Annotated in this window: 2 protein-coding genes and 1 pseudogene; all 3 read right to left on the bottom strand. The window is 76.1% G+C overall.

Annotated features, from left to right (window positions below; all coding sequences use genetic code 11):
* Positions 1-28 precede the first annotated feature (28 nt).
* A pseudogene (locus tag KBX06_RS28325) lies at positions 29-5,509 on the bottom strand (type I polyketide synthase); the annotation flags it as partial.
* A gap of 25 nt (positions 5,510-5,534) precedes the next feature.
* Entirely contained in the window at positions 5,535-15,014 is a 9,480-nt protein-coding gene (locus KBX06_RS07980) for a type I polyketide synthase (RefSeq protein WP_210833594.1), read from the bottom strand.
* A 49-nt stretch (positions 15,015-15,063) separates the two neighbouring features.
* The gene (locus KBX06_RS07975; protein ID WP_210833593.1) at positions 15,064-20,058 is read right to left on the bottom strand and encodes a type I polyketide synthase; all 4,995 of its coding nucleotides are present in this window, start codon (positions 20,056-20,058) and stop codon (positions 15,064-15,066) included.
* Position 20,059 lies beyond the last annotated feature (1 nt).

Here is a 20,059-nt window from a genome sequence, read left to right as displayed (position 1 = left end):
GCTAGGGGCACACCAGGGGAGGCGCCAGTCACAGGCCCCGCCCGGTCAGCCACCGCTGCACCGTGCCGGCGAGTTCCGGCCCCCGGTCGGCGACCATGCTGAAGTGGTCACCGACCGCGTCCACCGCCTCGTGGGGATAGGGCCAACGGGACCGCCAGCCGTCCTGTTCGCCGTCCCACTCCCCCAACGGCTCGCTGGCCCGCACCAGCAGGGTCGGCGCCGCCATCTCGACCGGCTGCCAGTCCAGGAAGAGGGGCAGGTAGCCGGCCCACGCGGTCGTCCGCCAGTCGTCCATCGGCGTGTACGCGCTGTCCCGGTCGATCATCCCGTCGAGCAGCTGCGGCACCCACCCGCCGAGCACCTCGCTGTTCGCCGGGTAGGTGTCCATCAGCACCACCGCGTCCGGCGTCCGGCCCTGGCGCTCCAGCTCGCCGGCGAGCAGGTTGGCCACCATCGCGCCGCCCGAGTGCCCGGCCAGCACGAACGGGCCGGCGCCGACGGCGCGCAGCACCGTGTCGGCGTGCACCCGCAGCAGGGCGTCGAGGTCGGCGGGAAGCTCCTCGCCCACGCCGAAGCCGGGGTTGGGCAGGGCCCACACGTCGCGTACGCCCCGGAAGCCGGAGGCGAGCCGGGCGTACTCGTGGGCCCCGGAGAGCAACGACATGGTGCAGCAGCACACCAGCTGCGCACCGGCACCCCCCTGCGCCAGCCGGAGGATGCCGGCCGGGCGGGTGAGCTGCGCCGGTTCGCTGAAGCTGGGCCGGAACTGGGCGAGCTTGACCAGGAGTTCGGCGTACCCGGCGGGGTCCTCGCGCGCCTTCGGCTGGTTGAACAGCCCGCCGAGCAGTCCACCGCCGGCGCTCTCCGGGGCCGGTCCCCCGGCGGCGTCCGCCGGGTCCCCGGCGGCGTCTCCGCCGATCAGCTGACCGAGCAGGTGGCGGGCCAGCGCCGTAGGGGTGGGATGGTCGAACAGCAGGGTCGCCGACAGTTCCGCCCCGGTCTCCTGGCGCAGCGCGTCCCGCAGTTCCAGCGCGGTCAGCGAGTCGAAGCCGAGTTCCAGGAAGTCCCGGTCGGCCTCGACCGCCCCGGGCGAGGTGTGCCCGAGCACCGTGGCCACCCGCGCCCGCACCAGGTCCAGCAGGATCCGGTGCCGATCGCCGGCGGGGGTGCCGGCCAGTCGGTCACGCAGCGCCCGGGCGGGGTCGCTCGCCGCACCACCGGGTCCGGCGTCCCGGTCGGTGGCGACCGCCGCCTCCGGCACGCCGCGCAGCAGCGGACTCGGCCGTACGGCCGTGAAGGCCGGCACGAACGCCGGCCAGTCGAGGTCGGCGAGCGCGAGCTGGTCGTCGCGGCGGCCCAGGGCCTGCTCCAGCGCGGACAGAGCCAGCGCGGTGGGCAGTGGGCGGACCCCCCGGCGGCGCAGCGGCGCCGGGTCGGTGACCTCGTCCGCCCAGGGCACCCACGCGACGACGGTGGCCGGACGGCCGGCGGCGCGGCGGCCGGCGGCCAGCGCCTCGAGCCCGGCACCGGCGGCGGCGGCGACGGCCGCTCCCCCGCTGCCCCAGACCGCGGCGGTGGAGGTGAACACGACGAACTCGTCGATCGGCCGGTCGGCGCAGGCCCGGTCGAGCAGGTGCACGGCTGCGGTGCTGGCGGCCACGGCGTGGGCCAGGTCGCGCGGGTCCAGCGCCGCGACCGGGTCGCCGGCCCCGTCGGAGTCGGCGACGTGCAGGACGGTGCGGACCTCGGTGCCGGCGGCGGCCAGCCGGTCCAGCGCCTCGGGCAGCCCGTCGAGGTCGTCGACGGCGGTGACGGCGACGTCGCGGCCCAGGTCGGCGGGCGGCACGGAACCGACGACGACGAGGTGGGTCGAGCCCCGGTCGGCGAGCCACCGCAGCAGGTGCGGGGTGCGCACCGCCGCGGCCCCGTGCACCACGACCGCGCCCCGGGGCCGCCAGTCCGCGTCGGCGGCGCCGGCCGGGGCGCGCGACAGCCGCCGCGCGTACACCCCGGCGGAGCGCACCGCGAGCTGGTCCTCGTCGCCGCCGGCCGCGACGAGCCGGGCGAGCACGGCGAGCGCGGCGTCGTCCGGCTCCGCCGGCAGGTCCACCAGCCCGCCCCACAGGCGCGGCTGTTCCAACGCCAGCACCCGACCCAGACCCCAGAGGTACGCGCCGGCGACGCCAGGCGCGGGGTCGTCCGCGTCGACGGCCACCGCGCCCCGGGTCACCGTCCACACCGGCGCGCTGCTCCCGGCGGCGCCGAGGGCCCGCACGAGCGCGGCGGTCGCGGCCAGCGCGGCGGTCCCGGTGGCCCCGGCCGGCTCCCCCGCCGCCAGCAGCGAGACCACGACCGCCGGGGTGCCGCCGGTGGGCAGCGCCTCGGCGATCTCGTCCGGATCGCCCACGGTCACGAGCACCGGGTCCAGGCGCTCGGCGCGCAGTGCGGCCAGTACGGCGGCGGCGTCGATGCCGGCCCCGGCCACCACCAGGCACTCGCCGGCCGGCGCGGTCCCTGCGGCGGGCGCGGCGACGCGGGCCCAGTCGGCGCGGTAGCGCAGGCCGTCGAGCTCGGATCCGCGACGCCGCCGGTCCCGGTAGGACGCGAGGGCGGGCAGCAGCTCGGCGAGCGCCTCCTGCTGGTCGGCGCCGAGGCCGAGCGTCGCCGCCAGCTCGGCCGGCCGGCCCGCCGCCACGGCGGCCCAGAACTCCTCGTCGTCGCCCCCGGCGGCGGGTTGGATGAGGTCGACGGTGGGCGGGTCCGGCCAGTAGCGCTCGTGGTGGAAGGCGTAGGTGGGCAGCTCGACGCGGGCGGCGTCGCTGCCGGCGAAGAGCGCCGGCCAGTGCACCCCGGCTCCGCGCAGGTCGACGGCGGCGAGCGCGGCGAGCAGGGTGGCCGGCTCCGGCTGGTCCCGACGGCCGAGCGGCACGAACGCCGCCGGCTCGACGTCGGGCAGGCACTCGCGGGCCAGCGCGGTCAGGGCGCCGTCGGGGCCGAGCTCCAGGAAGGTCGCCACGCCGGCGGCGGCCAGGGTGGCGACCCCGTCGTGGAAGCGGACGGTGTCCCGGACGTGGTCGACCCAGTAGCCCGGATCGGTGGCCTGGGCGGCGGTGAGCGGCTCGCCGGTGCGGTCGGAGACGACCGGCAGGGTCGGCGGACGCCAGGTGACCTTCTCCGCGACGACCCGGAAGTCGGCCAGCATGCCGTCCATGCGGGCGGAGTGGAACGCGTGGCTGACCCGCAGCCGGCGGGACCGCCGGCCCTGGGCGGCGAGGCGTGCGCCGGCGGCGAGCACGGCTTCCTCGTCACCGGAGAGCACCACCGACCGGGGACCGTTCACGGCGGCCAGCGCCACCCGCTCGTCGAGCAGCGGGAGCACCTCGGCCTCGGACGCCCGTACCGCCAGCATCGCCCCGCCGGCCGGCAACTGCTGCATCAGTCGACCCCGGGCGGCCACCAGGGCCGCCGCGTCGGCCAGCGACAGCACGCCGGCGACGTGCGCGGCGGCCAGCTCGCCGACCGAGTGCCCGAGCAGGAACTGCGGGCGCAGCCCCCACGCGGTGACCAGCCGGTAGGCGGCGACCTCGTAGGCGAACAGCGCCGGCTGGGTGAACTCGGTGCGGTCCAGCAGCGCCGCGTCGGGCGAGTCGGCCCCGGCGAAGACCACCTCCCGCAGCGGCCGGCCCAGGTGCCGGTCCAGCTCCCCGGCCACCTCGTCGAAGGCGGCGGCGAACACCGGGAACCGGCGGTGCAGCTCGGCGCCCATGCCGAGGCGCTGGGCGCCCTGGCCGGTGAAGAGGAACGCCACCTTGCCGGCCGGACGGGCCACTCCACGCACCACACCGGGAGCCTTGCGGTCCTCGGCGACCGCGCGCAGGCCCGCCAGCAGCCCGTCGAGGTCGTCGCCGATCACCGCGGCCCGGTGCGGCAGCGCCGCCCTGGTGGTGACCAGTGAGTACGCCACGTCGGCCGGCGCCAGCCCGGGCTGGGCGGCGAGGTGCTCCAGCAGCCGTCGGGCCTGCCCGGCCAGGGCCGGCGCGGACCGGGCGGAGACGATCCAGGGGGCCGGCGGGGCGGGCGTACCGGCCGGCCGGGCGTCGTCGGTGTCCGCCCCGGTGGCCTGCTCGATGATGACGTGCGCGTTGGTGCCGCTGATCCCGAACGCGGAGACCCCGGCCCGGCGCGGCTGCCCGCTCTCCGGCCACGGCTGCGACCCGGTCAGCAGGGACACCGCCCCGCTGTTCCAGTCGACGTGCGGGGTGGGCTCGTCCACGTGCAGGGTGGGCGGCAGCACCCCGTGCCGCATCGCGAGGACCATCTTCATCACCCCGGCGACGCCCGCCGCCGCCTGGGTGTGCCCGATGTTCGACTTGACCGACCCCAGCCACAGCGGCCGGTCGGCGGGGCGCTCCCTGCCGTACGTGGCCAGCAGCGCCTGCGCCTCGATCGGGTCGCCGAGGGTGGTGCCGGTGCCGTGCGCCTCGACGACGTCCACCTGCTCGGCGGTCAGCCCCGCGTTGGTCAGTGCCTGCCGGATCACCCGACGCTGCGACGGGCCGTTCGGGGCGGTCAGCCCGCTGCTCGCCCCGTCCTGGTTGACGGCGCTGCCGCGGACCACGGCGAGGACGGGGTGGCCGTTGCGGCGGGCGTCGGAGAGCCGCTCGACCAGCAGCATGCCGGCCCCCTCGGACCAGCCGGTGCCGTCGGCGGCGGCGGCGAACGACTTGCACCGGCCGTCGGTGGACAGGCCACGCTGCCGCGAGAACTCCACGAAGACCGTCGGGGTGGCCATCACCGACACCCCGCCGACCAGCGCCATGGTGCACTCGCCCAGCCGCAGGGCCTGGCAGGCGAGGTGCAGCGCGACCAGGGACGAGCTGCAGGCGGTGTCCACGGTGACCGCCGGCCCCTCCAGGCCCAGGGCGTACGAGATCCGGCCGCTGGCCACGGCGGCGGCGCTGCCGGTGCCGAGGTAGCCCTCGACGCCGCCGGTGACCCCGGTGAGCAGCGCGGCGTAGTCACCCTGGCTGCTGGTCGCCGCGTACACGCCGGTGGACGCGCCGCGCAGCGTGGTGGGGTCGATGCCGGCCCGTTCGAACGCCTCCCAGGCGGTCTCCAGCAGCAGCCGCTGCTGCGGATCCATGGCGAGCGCCTCGCGGGGGCTGATGCCGAAGAAGGCGGGGTCGAAGTCCCCGGCGGAGTAGAGGAACCCGCCCTCCCGCACGTACGACGTGCCCCGGCTGTCGGGGTCGGGGTCGGGGTTGTAGAGCGCGTCCAGGTTCCAGCCCCGGTCGTCGGGAAACGCCGACATCGCGTCGGTGCCGGCGGCGACCAGGTCCCACAACTGCTCCGGTGACCCGACGCCGCCGGGGAACCGGCAGCTCATGCCGATGATCGCCACCGGCTCGCTGAGCGCGGCGGTGAGCTGCTGGTTCTGCTGCTTGAGCTTCTGGTTGTCGAGCAGGGACGCGCGCAGCGCGCCGACGACCTCGTCCAGTGAGACACTCATCGGGGGCTCCTCAGGGCCGGCCGGGTCACGAGTCGGAACCTTCCAGGGCCATCCGCACCAGGCCGGCGACGTCGAGTTCGCGGATCTGTTCCTCGGGCGCGGGCGACGCGGCCGGGGCGGCGGGCGGCACGGCCGGCGGACCGGCGCTCGTGCGGGCCAGCTGGAGCAGTTGGTCGAGCAGTCCCGCCTGCCGCAGCTGGTCCAGCGGGATCGCGGCGAGGGCCCGGCGGACCGACTCCTCGTCGCCGTCGCCGTCCCCGTCGCCGGCCGCGAACAGCTCCTCGTACAGGTGGTCGGCCAGGCCGGCCGGGGTCGGGTAGTCGAAGACGACCGTGGTGGGCAGGTCGTGCCCGGTCGCCGCGCTGAGCAGGTTGCGCAGCTCCACGGCGGTGAGCGAGTCGAAGCCGAGGTCCAGGAAGCCCCGGTCGGTCTCGATCACGTCGCCGGAGGGGTGGCCGAGCACCTTCGCCGCGTCGACCCGCACCATCTCCAGCAGCGCGGCCCGCCGTTCGTCGCCGGACAGCGCCCGCAACCCGGCGAGCAGGTCCCGGGCGACCGGCGCGGACGCGTCCACCGCCTGGGCGGGGGCGGCGTCCAGCTCCCGTACGGCCGGCAGCTCCGCCAGCAGCGGGCTGGGCCGCAGCGAGGTGAACAGCGGCTGGAAGGTGGCCCAGTCGACGTCGGCGACGGTGACGCAGGTGTCGCCGGCGGCCAGGGCGTGCCGCAGTCCGGCCATCGCCACGCCCGGCGGCATGACCCCCAGGCCGCGGCGACGTAGCTGCTCCGCCGCGCCCTCGGTGTACATGCCCGACTCGGTCCACGGGCCCCATGCGACGGACGTGGCCGGCAGGCCCCGGCCGCGCCGACGCTCGGCGAGCGCGTCCAGGTAGGCGTTGCCGGCCGCGTACGCGCCCTGCCCGCCGCTGCCCCACACCGCCGCGATGGACGAGAAGAGCACGAACGCGTCCAGTTCGGTGTCGTCGAGCAGTTCGTCGAGGTGCTCGGCGCCGGACAGCTTCGGGGCGATGACGTACGCCAGGTCCTCCAGGGTGGTGTCGGCCAGCGGCACCACCTCGCTGACCCCCGCGGCGTGCACCACCGCGCGCAGCGGCGGCCCCTCCCGCCGCAGGTCGGCCAGCAGCTCGGCCACGGCGCTCCGGTCGGCGGCGTCGCAGCGGGCGACCCGGCAGTCCACGCCGAGACCGGTCAGCTCGGCGAGCAGTTCGGCGGCGCCCGGGGTGTCGGTGCCCCGCCGGCTGGTCAGCACCACCCGTTGCGCGCCGGCGCCGGCCACCCAGCGGGCCACGTGCCCGCCGAGCGCGCCGGTGCCGCCGGTGATCAGCACCGTGCCCCGGGGCTGCCACGGCGCGGGTTCCCCTTCGGTGGCGGCCGGTACGAGCCGCCGCACCAGCACCCCGGACTCACGGACGGCGAGCTGGTCCTCCACGCCGCCACCGGTGAGGATGCCGCCGAGCCGCATCGCCGTCCAGGGCTCGAGGTCGGTGGGCAGGTCGACCAGCCCGGCCCAGCGGGTCGGCTGCTCCAGCGCCGCCACCCGACCCAGGCCCCACAGCATCGCCTGCCGGGGGTTGGCCGGGACGTCGCCGTCGTCCACCCCGACGGCGCCCTGGGTGACGCACCAGAGCCGGGCCGGGGCGTCGAGGTCGACGAGTTGCTGGAGCAGGTGCACGGTCGCGGCGAGGCCGCGGGGCAGCGCCGGGTGCTCGGCGTGCGGGGCGTCGTCCAGGCCGAGGAAGGACAGGATCGACAGCTGCCCCTCGCCCGCGCCGAGCGCCTCGGTGAGCACGTCGGCGAATCCGCCGCACAGCTCGTCGGGGTCGGCGGCGGTGTCGACGGGCACGGTGGTCACCTCGGCGCCCAGGGCCCAGGTGCAGGAGTGCAGGTCGGGGTCGTCCGCCCGGTCGGCGGGCAGCAGCACCAGCCAGCGGCCCGGGTCCTGCTCCTGCGGGGTCTCCGCGATGGGCTCCCAGACGACCCGGTAACGGCTGCCGTCCACGAGGGCCCGTTCCCGGCCGCGCCGCCGCCACGCGGACAGGGCCGGCAGCACGGTGCCGAACGGCTGGTCGCGGTGCACGTCCAGGTCGCGCGCCAGCGACTCGAGGTCCTCGGCCTCGACGGCCGCCCAGAAGCGGCGCTCGACGTCGGTGTGCTCGTCCTCGGCGGCGAGGCTCGCCCAGGGTGGCGGCTCCGGCCAGTACCGCTGCCGGTCGAACGTGTAGGTGGGCAGGTCGACCCGCTGCGCGCCGGTGCCCGCGTAGAGGGCGGACCAGTCCGGGGAGACGCCATGGGTGTGCAGCGCGGCGACCGCCCGCAGCAGGGTGGTCGGCTCGGAGCGGTCCCGGCGCAGGGCGGGCACGACCAGCGGGGCCCGCCCTCCGGCCGGGGCGCCTCCGGTCAGGACGGTCTGGGCGAGGGCGGTGAGCACGCCGTCCGGGCCGATCTCGACGTAGCCGGTGACGTTGCGCTCCCGCAGCGCCACGACGGCGTCGGCGAAGCGGACGGCGTCACGGGCGTGGCGCACCCAGTAGTCGGGCGTGCCGATCTCCGCGACGTCGACCGGCGCGCCGGTGACGGTGGAGATCATCGGAATGGTCGGGGGCGCGTAGCGCAGCCGACCGGCGACGGCTGCGAGGTCGTCGAGCACCGGGTCCATCAGCGGGCTGTGGAACGCGTGGCTGACCGTGAGCCGCCGGATCCGTACGCCCCGGGCGGTCCACTCGGCGGCCAGTTCCTCGACGGCGTCGCCGGCCCCGGACACCACGACGGCGGCGGGACCGTTGACGGCGGCGACGGAGACCCGCTCGGCGCGGTCGCCGAGCGCGGCGGTCACCTCGGCCTCGGTGGCGGCGATGGCGAGCATCGCCCCGCCGGCCGGCAACGCCTGCATCAGCCGGCCCCGGGCGGCGACCAGCTCGGCGGCGTCGGCCAGGGAGAGCACCCCGGCGGCGTGCGCCGCGGCGAACTCGCCGATGGAGTGCCCGGCGACGGCGTCGGGCCGCACGCCCCACGCCTCCAGCAGCCGGAACAGCGCCACCTCCACGGCGAAGAGCGCCGGCTGGGTGAACTCGGTGCGGTCCAGCGAGTCGGCCTCGGGGGTGTCGGGCTCGGCGAGGAGCAGCGGCTTCAGGGGGCGGGGCAGGTGCGCGTCGAGGGCGGCGCAGGCCTCGTCCAGGGCGGCGGCGAAGACCGGGAACGCCTCGGCCAGCTCGCGACCCATCCCGGCCCGCTGGGCCCCCTGCCCGGAGAACAGGTACGCCACCTTCGGCCGGGACACGGCCGCGCCGGTGACCACCAGCGGCGAGTCCTCGCCGACGCCGAGGGTGCGCAGCCCGGCGCCCAGCGCGATCCGGTCGGTGGCCAGGACGACGGCCCGGTGCTCCAGGGTGGCCCGGGAGATCACCGACGACCAGCCGACGTCGACGGTGCGCGGGGCCTCCAGCCCGGTGAGCTGCTCGGCCCACCGGTCCGCCTGGGCGGCCAGCGCGGCCGCGGTACGGCCCGACAGCAGCACCGGCACCACCGGCAACAGGGCCGGATCCCCCGCCGGCTGCTCCACGACGGACGGCTCCGGGGCCTGCTCCAGGATGGTGTGCGCGTTGGTGCCGCTGATGCCGAACGAGGAGACGGCGGCGCGGCGCGGGTGGCCGGTGACGGGCCACGGGCGGCCCTCGCCGAGCAGCTCGACGGCGCCGACGCTCCAGTCCACCTGGTCGGTCGGCTCGTCGACGTGCAGGGTCTGCGGCAGGTAGCCGTGCCGCAGCGCCAGCACCATCTTGATGATCCCGGCGACGCCGGCGGCGGCCTGCGTGTGCCCGATGTTGGACTTGATCGAGCCGAGCCAGAGCGGCTGGTCGTCGGGGCGTTCCCGGCCGTACGTGGCGAGCAGGGCCTGGGCCTCGATCGGGTCGCCGAGCTTGGTGCCGGTGCCGTGCGCCTCGACGGCGTCCACGTCGGCGGGGTGCAGGCCGGCGTTGGCGAGCGCCTGCCGGATCACCCGCTGCTGCGACGGCCCGTTCGGCGCGGTGAGGCCGTTGGACGCGCCGTCCTGGTTGACGGCGCTGCCCCGGATCACCGCGAGCACGGGGTGGCCGTTGCGGCGGGCGTCGGAGAGCCGCTCGACGAGCAGCAGGCCGAGGCCCTCGCCCCAGCTGGTGCCGTCGGCGGCGGAGGCGAACGCCTTGACCCGGCTGTCCGGGGCGAGCCCGCGCTGCCGGCTGAAGCCGACGAACACGCCGGGGGTGGACATGACGGTGACGCCGCCGACGAGGGCGAGGGAGCACTCCGAGCGGCGCAGCGCCTGGCAGGCCCAGTGCAGCGCGACCAGCGACGACGAGCAGGCGGTGTCCACCGAGACGGCGGGCCCCTCCAGCCCGAGGGTGTACGACACCCGGCCGGAGAGCACGCTGCCGGCGTTGCCGGTCATCAGGTGCCCCTCGGCGCCCTCGGCGCTGAACATCAGGTTGCGGTAGTCCTGGTAGTTGGTGCCGACGAAGACGCCGGTGGGGCTGCCGCGCAGCGCGTGCGGGTCGATGCCGGCCCGCTCGATCGCCTCCCAGGACGCCTCCAGCAGCAACCGCTGCTGCGGGTCCATGGCCAGGGCCTCGCGGGGGCTGATGCCGAAGAACCCGGCGTCGAAGTCGGCGGCCCCGGCGACGAAGCCGCCCTCGCGGGCGTAGCTGGTGCCTTCCTTCTCCGGGTCGGAGTCGAAGAGCCGGTCGAGGTCCCAGCCCCGGTCGGTGGGGAACTCGCCGATGGCGTCGCCGCCGGCGGCGAGGAGCTGCCACAGCTGCTCCGGGGTGTCCGCCCCGCCGGGCAGGCGGCAGCTCATCGCCACGATGGCGATCGGGTCGTCGTCGTCGGCCGTGGCGGCGGGGGCGGGGGTGGCCACGTCGGGGGCGGCACCGGTGAGCAGCTCGTCGAGGTGCGCGGCGAGCACCGTCGGGTTCGGGTAGTCGAAGGCGAGCGTCGCGGGCAGCCGCAGGTCGGTGGCGGTGGCCAGGAAGTTGCGCATGTCCACGGCGGTCAGCGAGTCCAGGCCGAGGTCGCGGAAGGGCAGGGTGGCCGGGATGTCGTCGGCGGCGCCGTAGCCGAGCGCGGTCGCCGCGCACTGGCGGACCAGCTCCAGCAGCGTCGCGGCACGCTCCGCCGGGGCGAGCCCGGCGAGCCGCCGCGCCAGGGCCGACGGTACGTCCGTCTCCTCCTCGGCGGTCTCCTGCGGGACCGGCCGCGTCGCCTCGCGTACCTCGGCGAGGTCGCCGATGAGCGGGCTGGGCCGCACCAGGGTGAACGCGGGGGCGAAGCGGGCCCAGTCGATGTCGGCGATGACGGTGGTGGTCTCGTCGCGTCGCAGCGCCCGGACGAGGGCCTCGACGGCCAGCTCCGGGTCCATGCCGATCATGCCGCCCCGGCGCAGCCGCTGCTGGGCGCGTTCGTTGTCGGCGGGCAGGCCGGCCCCGCGCCAGGCGCCCCAGGCCACCGAGAGGGCCGGTCGGCCCTCGGCCCGGCGCCGCTCGGCGAGGGCGTCGAGGAACGCGTTCGCCGCCCCGTACGCGCCCTGCCCGGCGTTGCCGGTGGTGCCGGCGACCGAGGAGAAGAGCACGAAGGCGTCCAGGTCGAGGTCCCGGGTCAGCTCGTCCAGGTGCAGCGCGGCGGCGCACTTGGGCGCGGCGACGGTGTGCAGGCGCTGCGGGGTGGCGGTGTCGACGATCCCGTCGTCCAGGACGGCGGCGGTGTGCAGCACGGCGCTCACCGGGGCGTCGGCGGGGACGGTGGCGAGCAGGTCGGCCACCTGGGCCCGGTCGGCGACGTCGCAGCGGGCCACGGTGACCCGTACGCCGAGGTCGGTCAGCTCCGCCTCCAGTTCGGCGGCGCCCGGGGCGTCCGGGCCGCGCCGGCTGGCCAGCAGGACGTGCGCGGCGCCGGAGCGGGCCGCCCACCGGGCCAGGTGCCCGCCCAGCCCGCCGGTGCCGCCGGTGATCAGCACGGTGCCGCGCATCCGCCACGTGTCGTCGGAGGCGGTGGTCTCGGGGTCGGCGATCCGGGCGAGGCGGCGCACGTACACCCCGGAGTCGCGCACGGCGAGTTGGTCCTCGCCGCCGGACTCGTCCGCGCCGTCGCCGTCGCCGAACTGGTCGTCACCGCCGCTGGCGCCGAGCGCCGCGCAGAGCAGGGCGCCGGTCTGCGCGTCGAGGGTGTCCGGCAGGTCGAGCAGGCCGCCCCAGCGGGCGGGGTGTTCGAGGGCGACGGCGCGACCGAGCCCCCAGACGGATGCGGCGACGGGGTGCGGCGCCGGGTCGTCGGCGCTGACCGCGACGGCTCCCCGGGTCGCGCACCACAGCGGCGCCTCGACGCCGAGCAGCCCGAGCGCCTGCACCAGCAGGGCGGTGCCCGAGGCTGCCAGGGAGGTCGCGGGGTGCTCCGGGTGCGCGCGTTCGTCCAGGCCCAGCAGCGAGAGCACGGCGACGGGGGCGTCCGGGCCGGCGAGCGCGGCGCCCAGCCGTTCGGCCAGCGTGGCCGGGTCGTCGGTGGCGTCGAGCTCCACGGGCACGACGTCCGCGCCGAAGTTGCCGAGCGCCGACAGCACGTCGGTGACCAGGGCGTCGTCGCCCAGCGCCGCGGGCACCGGGACGAGCCAGGTGCCGGCGAGCCAGGTCAGCGGCAGGTCGGGCACGGCCTGCCAGGTGACCCGGTAGCGCCACCGGTCGATGTCCGGGGCGTCGTCGGGCGCGGCGAGGAAGACCGGCGGCGCGGGCCAGTACCGGTGGTGGTCGAAGGCGTACGTGGGCAGGTCGACGGTGGGCGCGGCGGGAAGCACCTTCGTCAGGTCGACGGGCAGGCCGATGGCGTGCGCGGTGGCGAGGTTGGTCAGCAGCCGGGTCGCGTCGTCGTCGTCGCGGCGCAGGCTGCCCAGGGTGTGGCCGGTGACGCCGGTGTCGTCGAGGATCGCCGTGACCGGCATCGTCAGCACGGGGTGGGGGCTGATCTCGATGAACGTGGTGTGCCCGGCGGCGACCGCCACCCGTACGGCCGCGTCGAAGAGCACCGTGCGGCGCAGGTTGTCGTACCAGTAGTCCGCGCCCATGGCGGTGGGGTCGACCCAGTCGCCGGTGAGGGTGGAGACGAGCCGGGTGTGACCGGCCTGCGGCGTCACGTCGGCCAGGTCCGCGCGGAGCTGCTCGGCGACCTCCTGCACCGCCGGCGAGTGCGACGCGTAGTCCACGGGGATCAACCGCGCCCGGACCCCCTCGGCCTGGCACGCCTGCACCAGGTCGGCGACGTGCTGCGGCGGGCCGGACACCACGACGGTGGCCGGGCCGTTGACCGCCGCCACCCCGACGCCCGGGAAGGCCGGCAGCCGCTCGGCGACCGCGTCGGCGGAGAGGTCGACCGACGCCATGGTGCCGGTGCCCCGCAGCACCGTCAGGGCACGCGAGCGCAGGGCCACGGCCTTCGCCGCGTCCTGCAGGGACAGGATGCCGGCGACGCACGCGGCGCCGATCTCACCCTGCGAGTGACCGATCACCGCCTGCGGGGTGACCCCGGCGTGCTGCCACACGGCGGCGAGGGCGATGCCGACGGCCCACAGCACCGGCTGCACGACCTCGACCCGCTCCAGCCACGACTCGTCGTCGCCGGTGAGCACCGACACCAGGTCCACGTCCAGGTACGGCGCCAGGGCCCGCTGGCACTCGGCCAGCTTCGCGTCGAACACCGGCGTCCGACCCACCAGACCGGCGGCCATCCGCGCCGACTGGGCGCCCTGACCGGGGAAGACGAAGACCGGGCCCGCGCCGGGGCTCGACGCCACGGCGGTGTACACGTTTCCGGCCGGCAGACCGGCCGCGACCGCGTCCAGCCCGGCCAGCAGCTCCTCGGCGGTCGACGCGACCACGGCGGCCCGGTGGTCGAACGTCGACCGGGTGGCCGCCAGGGACCAGCCCACCGCCGCCGGGTCGGTGCCCTCCCGCCCGCGCAGGTACGACGCGATCCGGCCGGCCTGCCCGGCCAGGGCGGCCTTCGAGCGGGCCGAGACCGGCCAGAGGAGCGCGTCGGCGGCGACCAGCCCGGGGGCGGAGTCGGCCGGACGGCCCTCGGCCGGCTCCTCCGGCTGCTCGATGATCACGTGTGCGTTGGTGCCGGAGATGCCGAACGAGGAGACGGCGCCCCGCCGTACCCGGCCCGTCTCGGGCCACGGTCGTGCCTCGGTGGCCAGTTCCACCGCGCCGGCCGTCCAGTCGATGTGCGGGGACGGCGCGTCGACGTGCAGCGTCGCCGGGACGAGGCCGTGCCGGATGGCGAGCACCAACTTGATCACGCCGGCCACGCCCGCGGCGGCCTGGGCGTGGCCGATGTTCGACTTGACCGAGCCGAGCAGCAGCGGCGGGGCCTCCCCCCGGTCCTGCCCGTACGTGGCGATGAGCGCCTGCGCCTCGATCGGGTCGCCCAGCTTGGTGCCGGTGCCGTGCGCCTCCACGACGTCGACGTCGGCGGTGGACAGCCGGGCGGAGGCGAGGGCCTGGCTGATCACCCGCTGCTGCGCCGGCCCGTTCGGCGCGGTCAGCCCGTTCGACGCGCCGTCCTGGTTGACGGCGGAGCCGCGCACCACCGCGAGGACGCGGTGGCCGTTGCGGCGGGCGTCCGACAGCCGCTCGACCAGCAACCAGCCGACGCCCTCGGAGAACCCGGCCCCGTCGGCGCTGGCGGCGAACGACCGGCACCGCCCGTCCGTGGAGAGGGCGCGCTGCCGGCTCGACCCGATGTAGAGGCCCGGGGTGGCCATGACGGTCACGCCGCCGGCCAGCGCCAGGTCGCACTCCCCCGCCCGCAGCGCCTGCACCGCGAGGTGCAGCGCCACCAGCGACGACGAGCAGGCCGTGTCGATGGAGACGGCCGGCCCCTCCAGCCCGAGGGTGTACGACACCCGGCCCGACGCGACGGCCGCCGCGCCCCCGGTCATCGAGTGCCCCTCGTCGCCGTCCGGCGACACCATCAGCAGGGTGCCGTAGTCCTGCCCGTTGGTGCCGACGAACACCCCGGTCCGGCTGCCGCGCAGCGAGGCCGGGTCGATCCCGGCGGCCTCGACCGCCTCCCAGGAGGTCTCCAGCAGCAACCGCTGCTGGGGGTCCATGGTCAACGCCTCCCGCGGCGAGATGCCGAAGAAGGCGGAGTCGAAGTCCCCGGCCCCGTCGACGAACCCGCCCTCCCGGGCGTACGAGGTGCCCGGGTGGTCGGGGTCGGGGTGGTAGAGGCGCTCCAGGTCCCAGCCCCGGTCGTCGGGGAAGGGGGTGACGGCGTCCCGGCCGTCCCGCAACAGCTCCCACAGGTCGTCGGGGTTGCGCACCCCGCCCGGCAACCGGCAGCTCATCGCCACGATCGCCACCGGCTCCAGTTCCTGGGACTGTGCCTCACTGAGCCGGCGGCGGGTGTCGTGGAGATCAGCCATGACCCGCTTGAGGTAGTCGCGGAGCTTGTCTTCGTTGGCCATCGGAGTGCCGCTTCCTCGAAAGGGACGGGAGAGAGCTGGAGCTGGAAGGTCAGGAGATGCCGAGGTCCTTGTCCACCATCGCGAACAGTTCGTCGTCGGTGGCGTCGTCGAGGTGCCGGCCGATGCCGGCGCCACCGCTGTCCTGGGCGAGCCGGGAGAGCATCGCCTGGAGGCGTACGGTGGCCCGGATCCGGGCGGCCTCGTCCCGCGCCACCACGTCGAGGCTGTCGGCGATCCGGTCCAGATCGTCGAGGAGGACGTTCGGGGTGACCACGTCGTCGTGGGCGACCTCGGCGAAGAGGTACTCCGCCAGGGTCGTCGGGGTCGGGTAGTCGAAGACCAGGGTGACCGGGAGGGCCACGCCGGTGGCCGAGCCGAGCCGGTTGCGCAGCTCGACGGCCGTGACGGAGTCGAAGCCCAGCTCCCGGAACGCCCGGTGCTCGTCCACCGACTCGGCGGACGGGTAGTTGAGCACGGCGGCGACCTGACTGCGGACCAGCCCGAGCAGCACGGCGAGCCGCTCCGGGCCGGGCAGCCCGGCGAGCCGTTCCTGCAACGAGTCCGGGCCGTCGCCGGCCTCCACGCTGGCGACCGTCTCGGCCGTGGCGAGGCGCCGCACGTCCGGCAGGTCGCTGATCAGCGGGCCGGGCCGGGTGGCGGTGAAGGCGACGGCGAACCGCTCCCAGGCGATGTCGGCGATGGTGAGGAACGCCTCGCCGTGGTCCACGGCCTGGTGCAGCGCGGTGATGGCCGCCTCGGGGGTCATCTCGGGTACGCCGTGGCGGTGCAGCAGTTCGCCGAGCGGCCCGTCGGCCATGCCGCCGCCGGCCCACGCGCCCCAGGCGACGGAGGTGGCGGTCAGGCCGAGACCACGCCGGTGCTGGGCGAGCGCGTCGAGGAACGCGTTGCTCGGGGCGTAGTTGCCGACGCCGGAGCTGGCCACGCTGCCGGCGAAGGACGAGAACATGATGAACGCGGACAGGTCGAGGTCGAGGGTCAGCTCGTGCAGGTTGTACGCGACGTCGACCTTGGCCTGGAGCACCCGCTCGATCTGCTCAGGCCGGATGTCGTTGATCATGGCGTCGTCGAGCACGGCGGAGGCGTGCACGACCGTGGTGAGCGGGTACTCGGCGGGGATCGCCTCGATCAGGTCGGCCAGCGCGTCGCGGTCGGAGGCGTCGCACTCGACCACGGTGGCCTGGGCGCCCAGCTCGGTGAGGTCGTCGACGAGCTGCTGCGCGCCGGGCGCGGCCATGCCCCGCCGGCTGACGACGACGACGTTCTCCACCCCGCTGCGGGCCAGCCAGCGGGCGGCGTGCCCACCGAGCGCGCCGGTGCCGCCGGTGACCAGCGCCGTGCCGTACGGCTGCCACGGGTTGGCGGGCTGGCTGTCGCCGAGCGGGACCCGGGTGAGCCGGCGGGCCAGCAGGCCGCCGGGGCGTACCGCGAGCTGGTCCTCCTCCCCGGCGGCGGTGAGGGCCGAGACCAGCAGGTCGGCGCAGCGCTCGTCGATGGCCTCGGGCAGGTCCACCAGGCCGCCCCAGCGCTGCGGGTGCTCCAGCGCGGCGACCCGGCCGAAGCCCCAGACCAGCGACTGCACCGGGGAACGCAGCAGGTCGGCCATGCCGACGGAGGCCGCGCCGGAGGTGACGCTCCACATCGGGGCACGCAGGCCGATGTCGCCGAGGGCCTGGAAGAGCGCGACGGTGGCGGCGAAGCCGCCGGGCACGGAGGGGTGCAGCGGGTGGGCCAGCTCGTCGAAGGCGAGCAGCGAGACCACGCCGGTCACCTCGGCGGCGGCGGCACCGCCCGGTGCGGCGGCGAGCGCCTCCTGGAGCAGCTTGCCGAACTGGTCGCGGTCGACGTCGGGGGTGGCGACGGGAACCTCGACGAGCGTCGCGCCGGCCGCCGCGAACGCCTCGACGCAGGCGTCCTGCCAGGGCTCGATGATGTCGCCGGTCGGCATGACGACCACCCAGGTGCCGCTCATGCCCCGGTTGGCGACGCCGGTCAGCGGCTTCCAGGTGTCCTGGTAGCGCCAGCTGTCGATGTCGGACTGCCGCCGCCGCTGCCGGCGCCAGGAGGTGAGCAGCGGCAGGGCCGGCAGCAGCGCGTCGAGGGCCTCGTGGGCCGGGGTGTCCTCGGTGGCGATGGTCTCGGCGAGGGCGGTGACGTCCCCGCGTTCCACGGCGGCCCAGAAGCTCGCGTCGCTCGGGTCGGCCGCCGCGCCCGCCAGCAGGCTCTCCAGGTCGGGGCCGCCGCTGCCGTCGAGCCAGAACCGCTGGTGGTCGAAGGCGTACGTGGGCAGCGGCGCCACGTCGGTCTCGGCGAGGACGTTCGCCAGGTCGACGGGCAGGCCGACGGCGTGCGCGGTGGCGAGATTGGTCAGCAGCCGGGTCGCGTCGTCGTCGCCGCGGCGCAGGCTGCCCAGGGTGTGGCCGGTCACGCCGCTGTCGTCGAGGATCGCCGTGACCGGCATCGTCAGCACCGGATGCGGGCTGATCTCCACGAAGGTGGTGTGCCCGGCGGCGATCGCCGTACGCACGGCCGCGTCGAACCGTACGGTCCGGCGCAGGTTGTCGTACCAGTAGTCGGCGGTCATGGCGGTGGGGTCGACCCAGTCCCCGGTGAGGGTGGAGACGAGCCGGGTGTGGCCGGCCTGGGGGGTGACGTCGGCCAGGTCCGCGCGGAGCTGCTCGGCGACCTGCTGCACGGCCTCCGAGTGGGAGGCGTAGTCCACCGGGATGAGCCGGGCGCGCAGGCCCTCGGCCTGGCAGGCCGCCACCAGGTCGGCGACGGGCTGCGGCGGGCCGGACACCACGACGGTGGCCGGGCCGTTGACCGCCGCCACCCCGACGCCCGGGAAGGCCGGCAGCCGCTCGGCGACCGCCTCTGCCGGCAGGTCCACCGACGCCATGGTGCCGGTGCCACGCAGCACGGCCAGGGCGCGGGAGCGCAGCGCGACGGTCCGTGCGGCGTCCTCCAGGCTGAGGATGCCGGCCACGCAGGCGGCGCCGATCTCGCCCTGCGAGTGGCCGACGACCGCGTCCGGTACGACGCCCGCCGCGCGCCACACGGCGGCGAGGGCGATGCCGACGGCCCACAGCACCGGCTGCACGACCTCGACCCGCTCCAGCCACGACTCGTCGTCGCCGGTGAGCACCGCGACGAGGTCCACGTCGAGGTACGGCGCCAGGGCCCGCTGGCACTCGGCCAGCTTCGCGTCGAACACCGGCGTCCGGCCCACCAGGCCGGCGGCCATCCGCGCCGACTGGGCGCCCTGGCCGGGGAAGACGAAGACGGGGCCGGGGCCGGTGCTGGTGACCGTACCGGTGACGAGGTTGCCGGCCGGCTGGCCGGCGGCGAGGGCGTCCAGCCCGGCCAGCAGTTCCCCGGTGTCGGGGCCGACCACGGCGGCGCGGTGGTCGAACGTCGACCGGGTGGTGGCCAGCGACCAGCCGACCGCCGCCGGGGTGAGGTCGCCGTGGTCGCGTACGTGCTGCGCGAGCCGGGCGGCCTGGCTGGCGAGGGCGGAGCGCGACCGGGCCGACACCGGCCAGAGGGTCACGTCCGAGGCGATCAGGCCGGGCCGGCGCGCGGGCTCGACGGCGGTCGCCTCGACGCTCTCCTCGCCGTCGACGGCCGCCGGGTCGGCGACGCGCGGCCGGTACTCCTCCAGGATCACGTGCGCGTTGGTGCCGCTCACGCCGAAGGAGGAGACGCCGCCGCGACGGGGACGGTCCAGTTCCGGCCACGGCTTCGACTCGGTGAGCAGGGAGACGGCCCCGGCGGTCCAGTCCACGTGCGGGGAGGGCTCGTCGACGTGCAGGGTCTCCGGCATGACGCCGTTGCGCAGCGCCATCACCATCTTGACCAGCCCGGCGACACCGGCGGCGCTCTGGGTGTGGCCGATGTTCGACTTCACCGAGCCCAGCCAGAGCGGCCGGTCCGCCGGCCGGTCCTGCCCGTACGTGGCGATGAGCGCCTGCGCCTCGATGGGGTCGCCGAGGGTGGTGCCGGTGCCGTGCGCCTCGACCATGTCGACGTCGGCGGTGCCGAGCCGGGCGTTCGTGAGGGCCTGCCGGATGACCCGCTGCTGGGAGGGGCCGTTCGGGGCGGTGAGCCCGTTGGACGCGCCGTCCTGGTTGAGGGCGCTGCCCCGGATCACGGCGAGGATCGGGTGGCCGTTGCGCTCGGCGTCGGCCAGCCGCTCCACGACGAGCACGCCGCCGCCCTCGCCCCAGCCGGTGCCGTCCGCGCCGGCCGCGAAGGCCCTGCACCGGCCGTCGACGGACATGCCGCGCTGCCGGGAGAAGACGACGAACACGCCGGGGGTGACCATGACGGTGACGCCGCCGGCGATGGCCAGGTCGCACTCGCCGCGACGCAGCGCGTTCACGGCGAGGTGCAGGGCCACCAGCGACGAGGAGCAGGCGGTGTCGACGGTGACGGCCGGGCCGTTGAGGCCGAGGGTGAACGAGATCCGGCCGGACGCGACGCTGGTGGTGTTGCCGGTGCCGATGTACATGTCGACGCCCTCGGGCACGTTCGGCAGACCCATGCCGTAGTTGGACGTGCTCAGCCCGACGAAGACGCCGGTGGAGCTGCCGCGCAGCGACATCGGGTCGATGCCGGCCCGCTCGACGGCCTCCCAGGACGTCTCCAGCAGCAGCCGCTGCTGCGGGTCCATGGCCAGGGCCTCACGCGGCGAGATGCCGAACAGGGAAGGGTCGAAGTCACCGGCGCCGTCGAGGAACCCACCGATGCGGGTGTAGCTCTTGCCCGGCTTGTTCGGGTCGGGGTCGTAGAGCGCATCCAGGTCCCAGCCCCGGTCGTCCGGGAACTCGGTGAGGGCGTCCCGGCCGTCGGCGACAAGCTCCCACAGGTCCTCCGGCGTCCGGACGCCACCGGGGAAGCGGCAGCTCATCGAGACGATGGCCAGGGGCTCCTGGTCGCGTGCCTCGACGATCTGCAGCTTGCGCTTGGTGTCGTGCAGGTCCGCGGTCACCCGCTTGAGGAAGTACCGCAGCTTGTCGTCGCTCATC

Source organism: Micromonospora sp. C31, assembly GCF_018070575.1.
Lineage (GTDB): Bacteria > Actinomycetota > Actinomycetes > Mycobacteriales > Micromonosporaceae > Micromonospora.
This window is presented reverse-complemented; position numbering and strand designations above follow the sequence as displayed.

Bases quoted from the DNA above. Each gene is read 5' to 3' on its own strand.
- KBX06_RS07975 (WP_210833593.1), bottom strand. From the start codon at position 20,058: ATGAGCGACGACAAGCTGCGGTACTTCCTCAAGCGGGTGACCGCGGAC.
- KBX06_RS07980 (WP_210833594.1), bottom strand. From the start codon at position 15,014: ATGGCCAACGAAGACAAGCTCCGCGACTACCTCAAGCGGGTCATGGCT.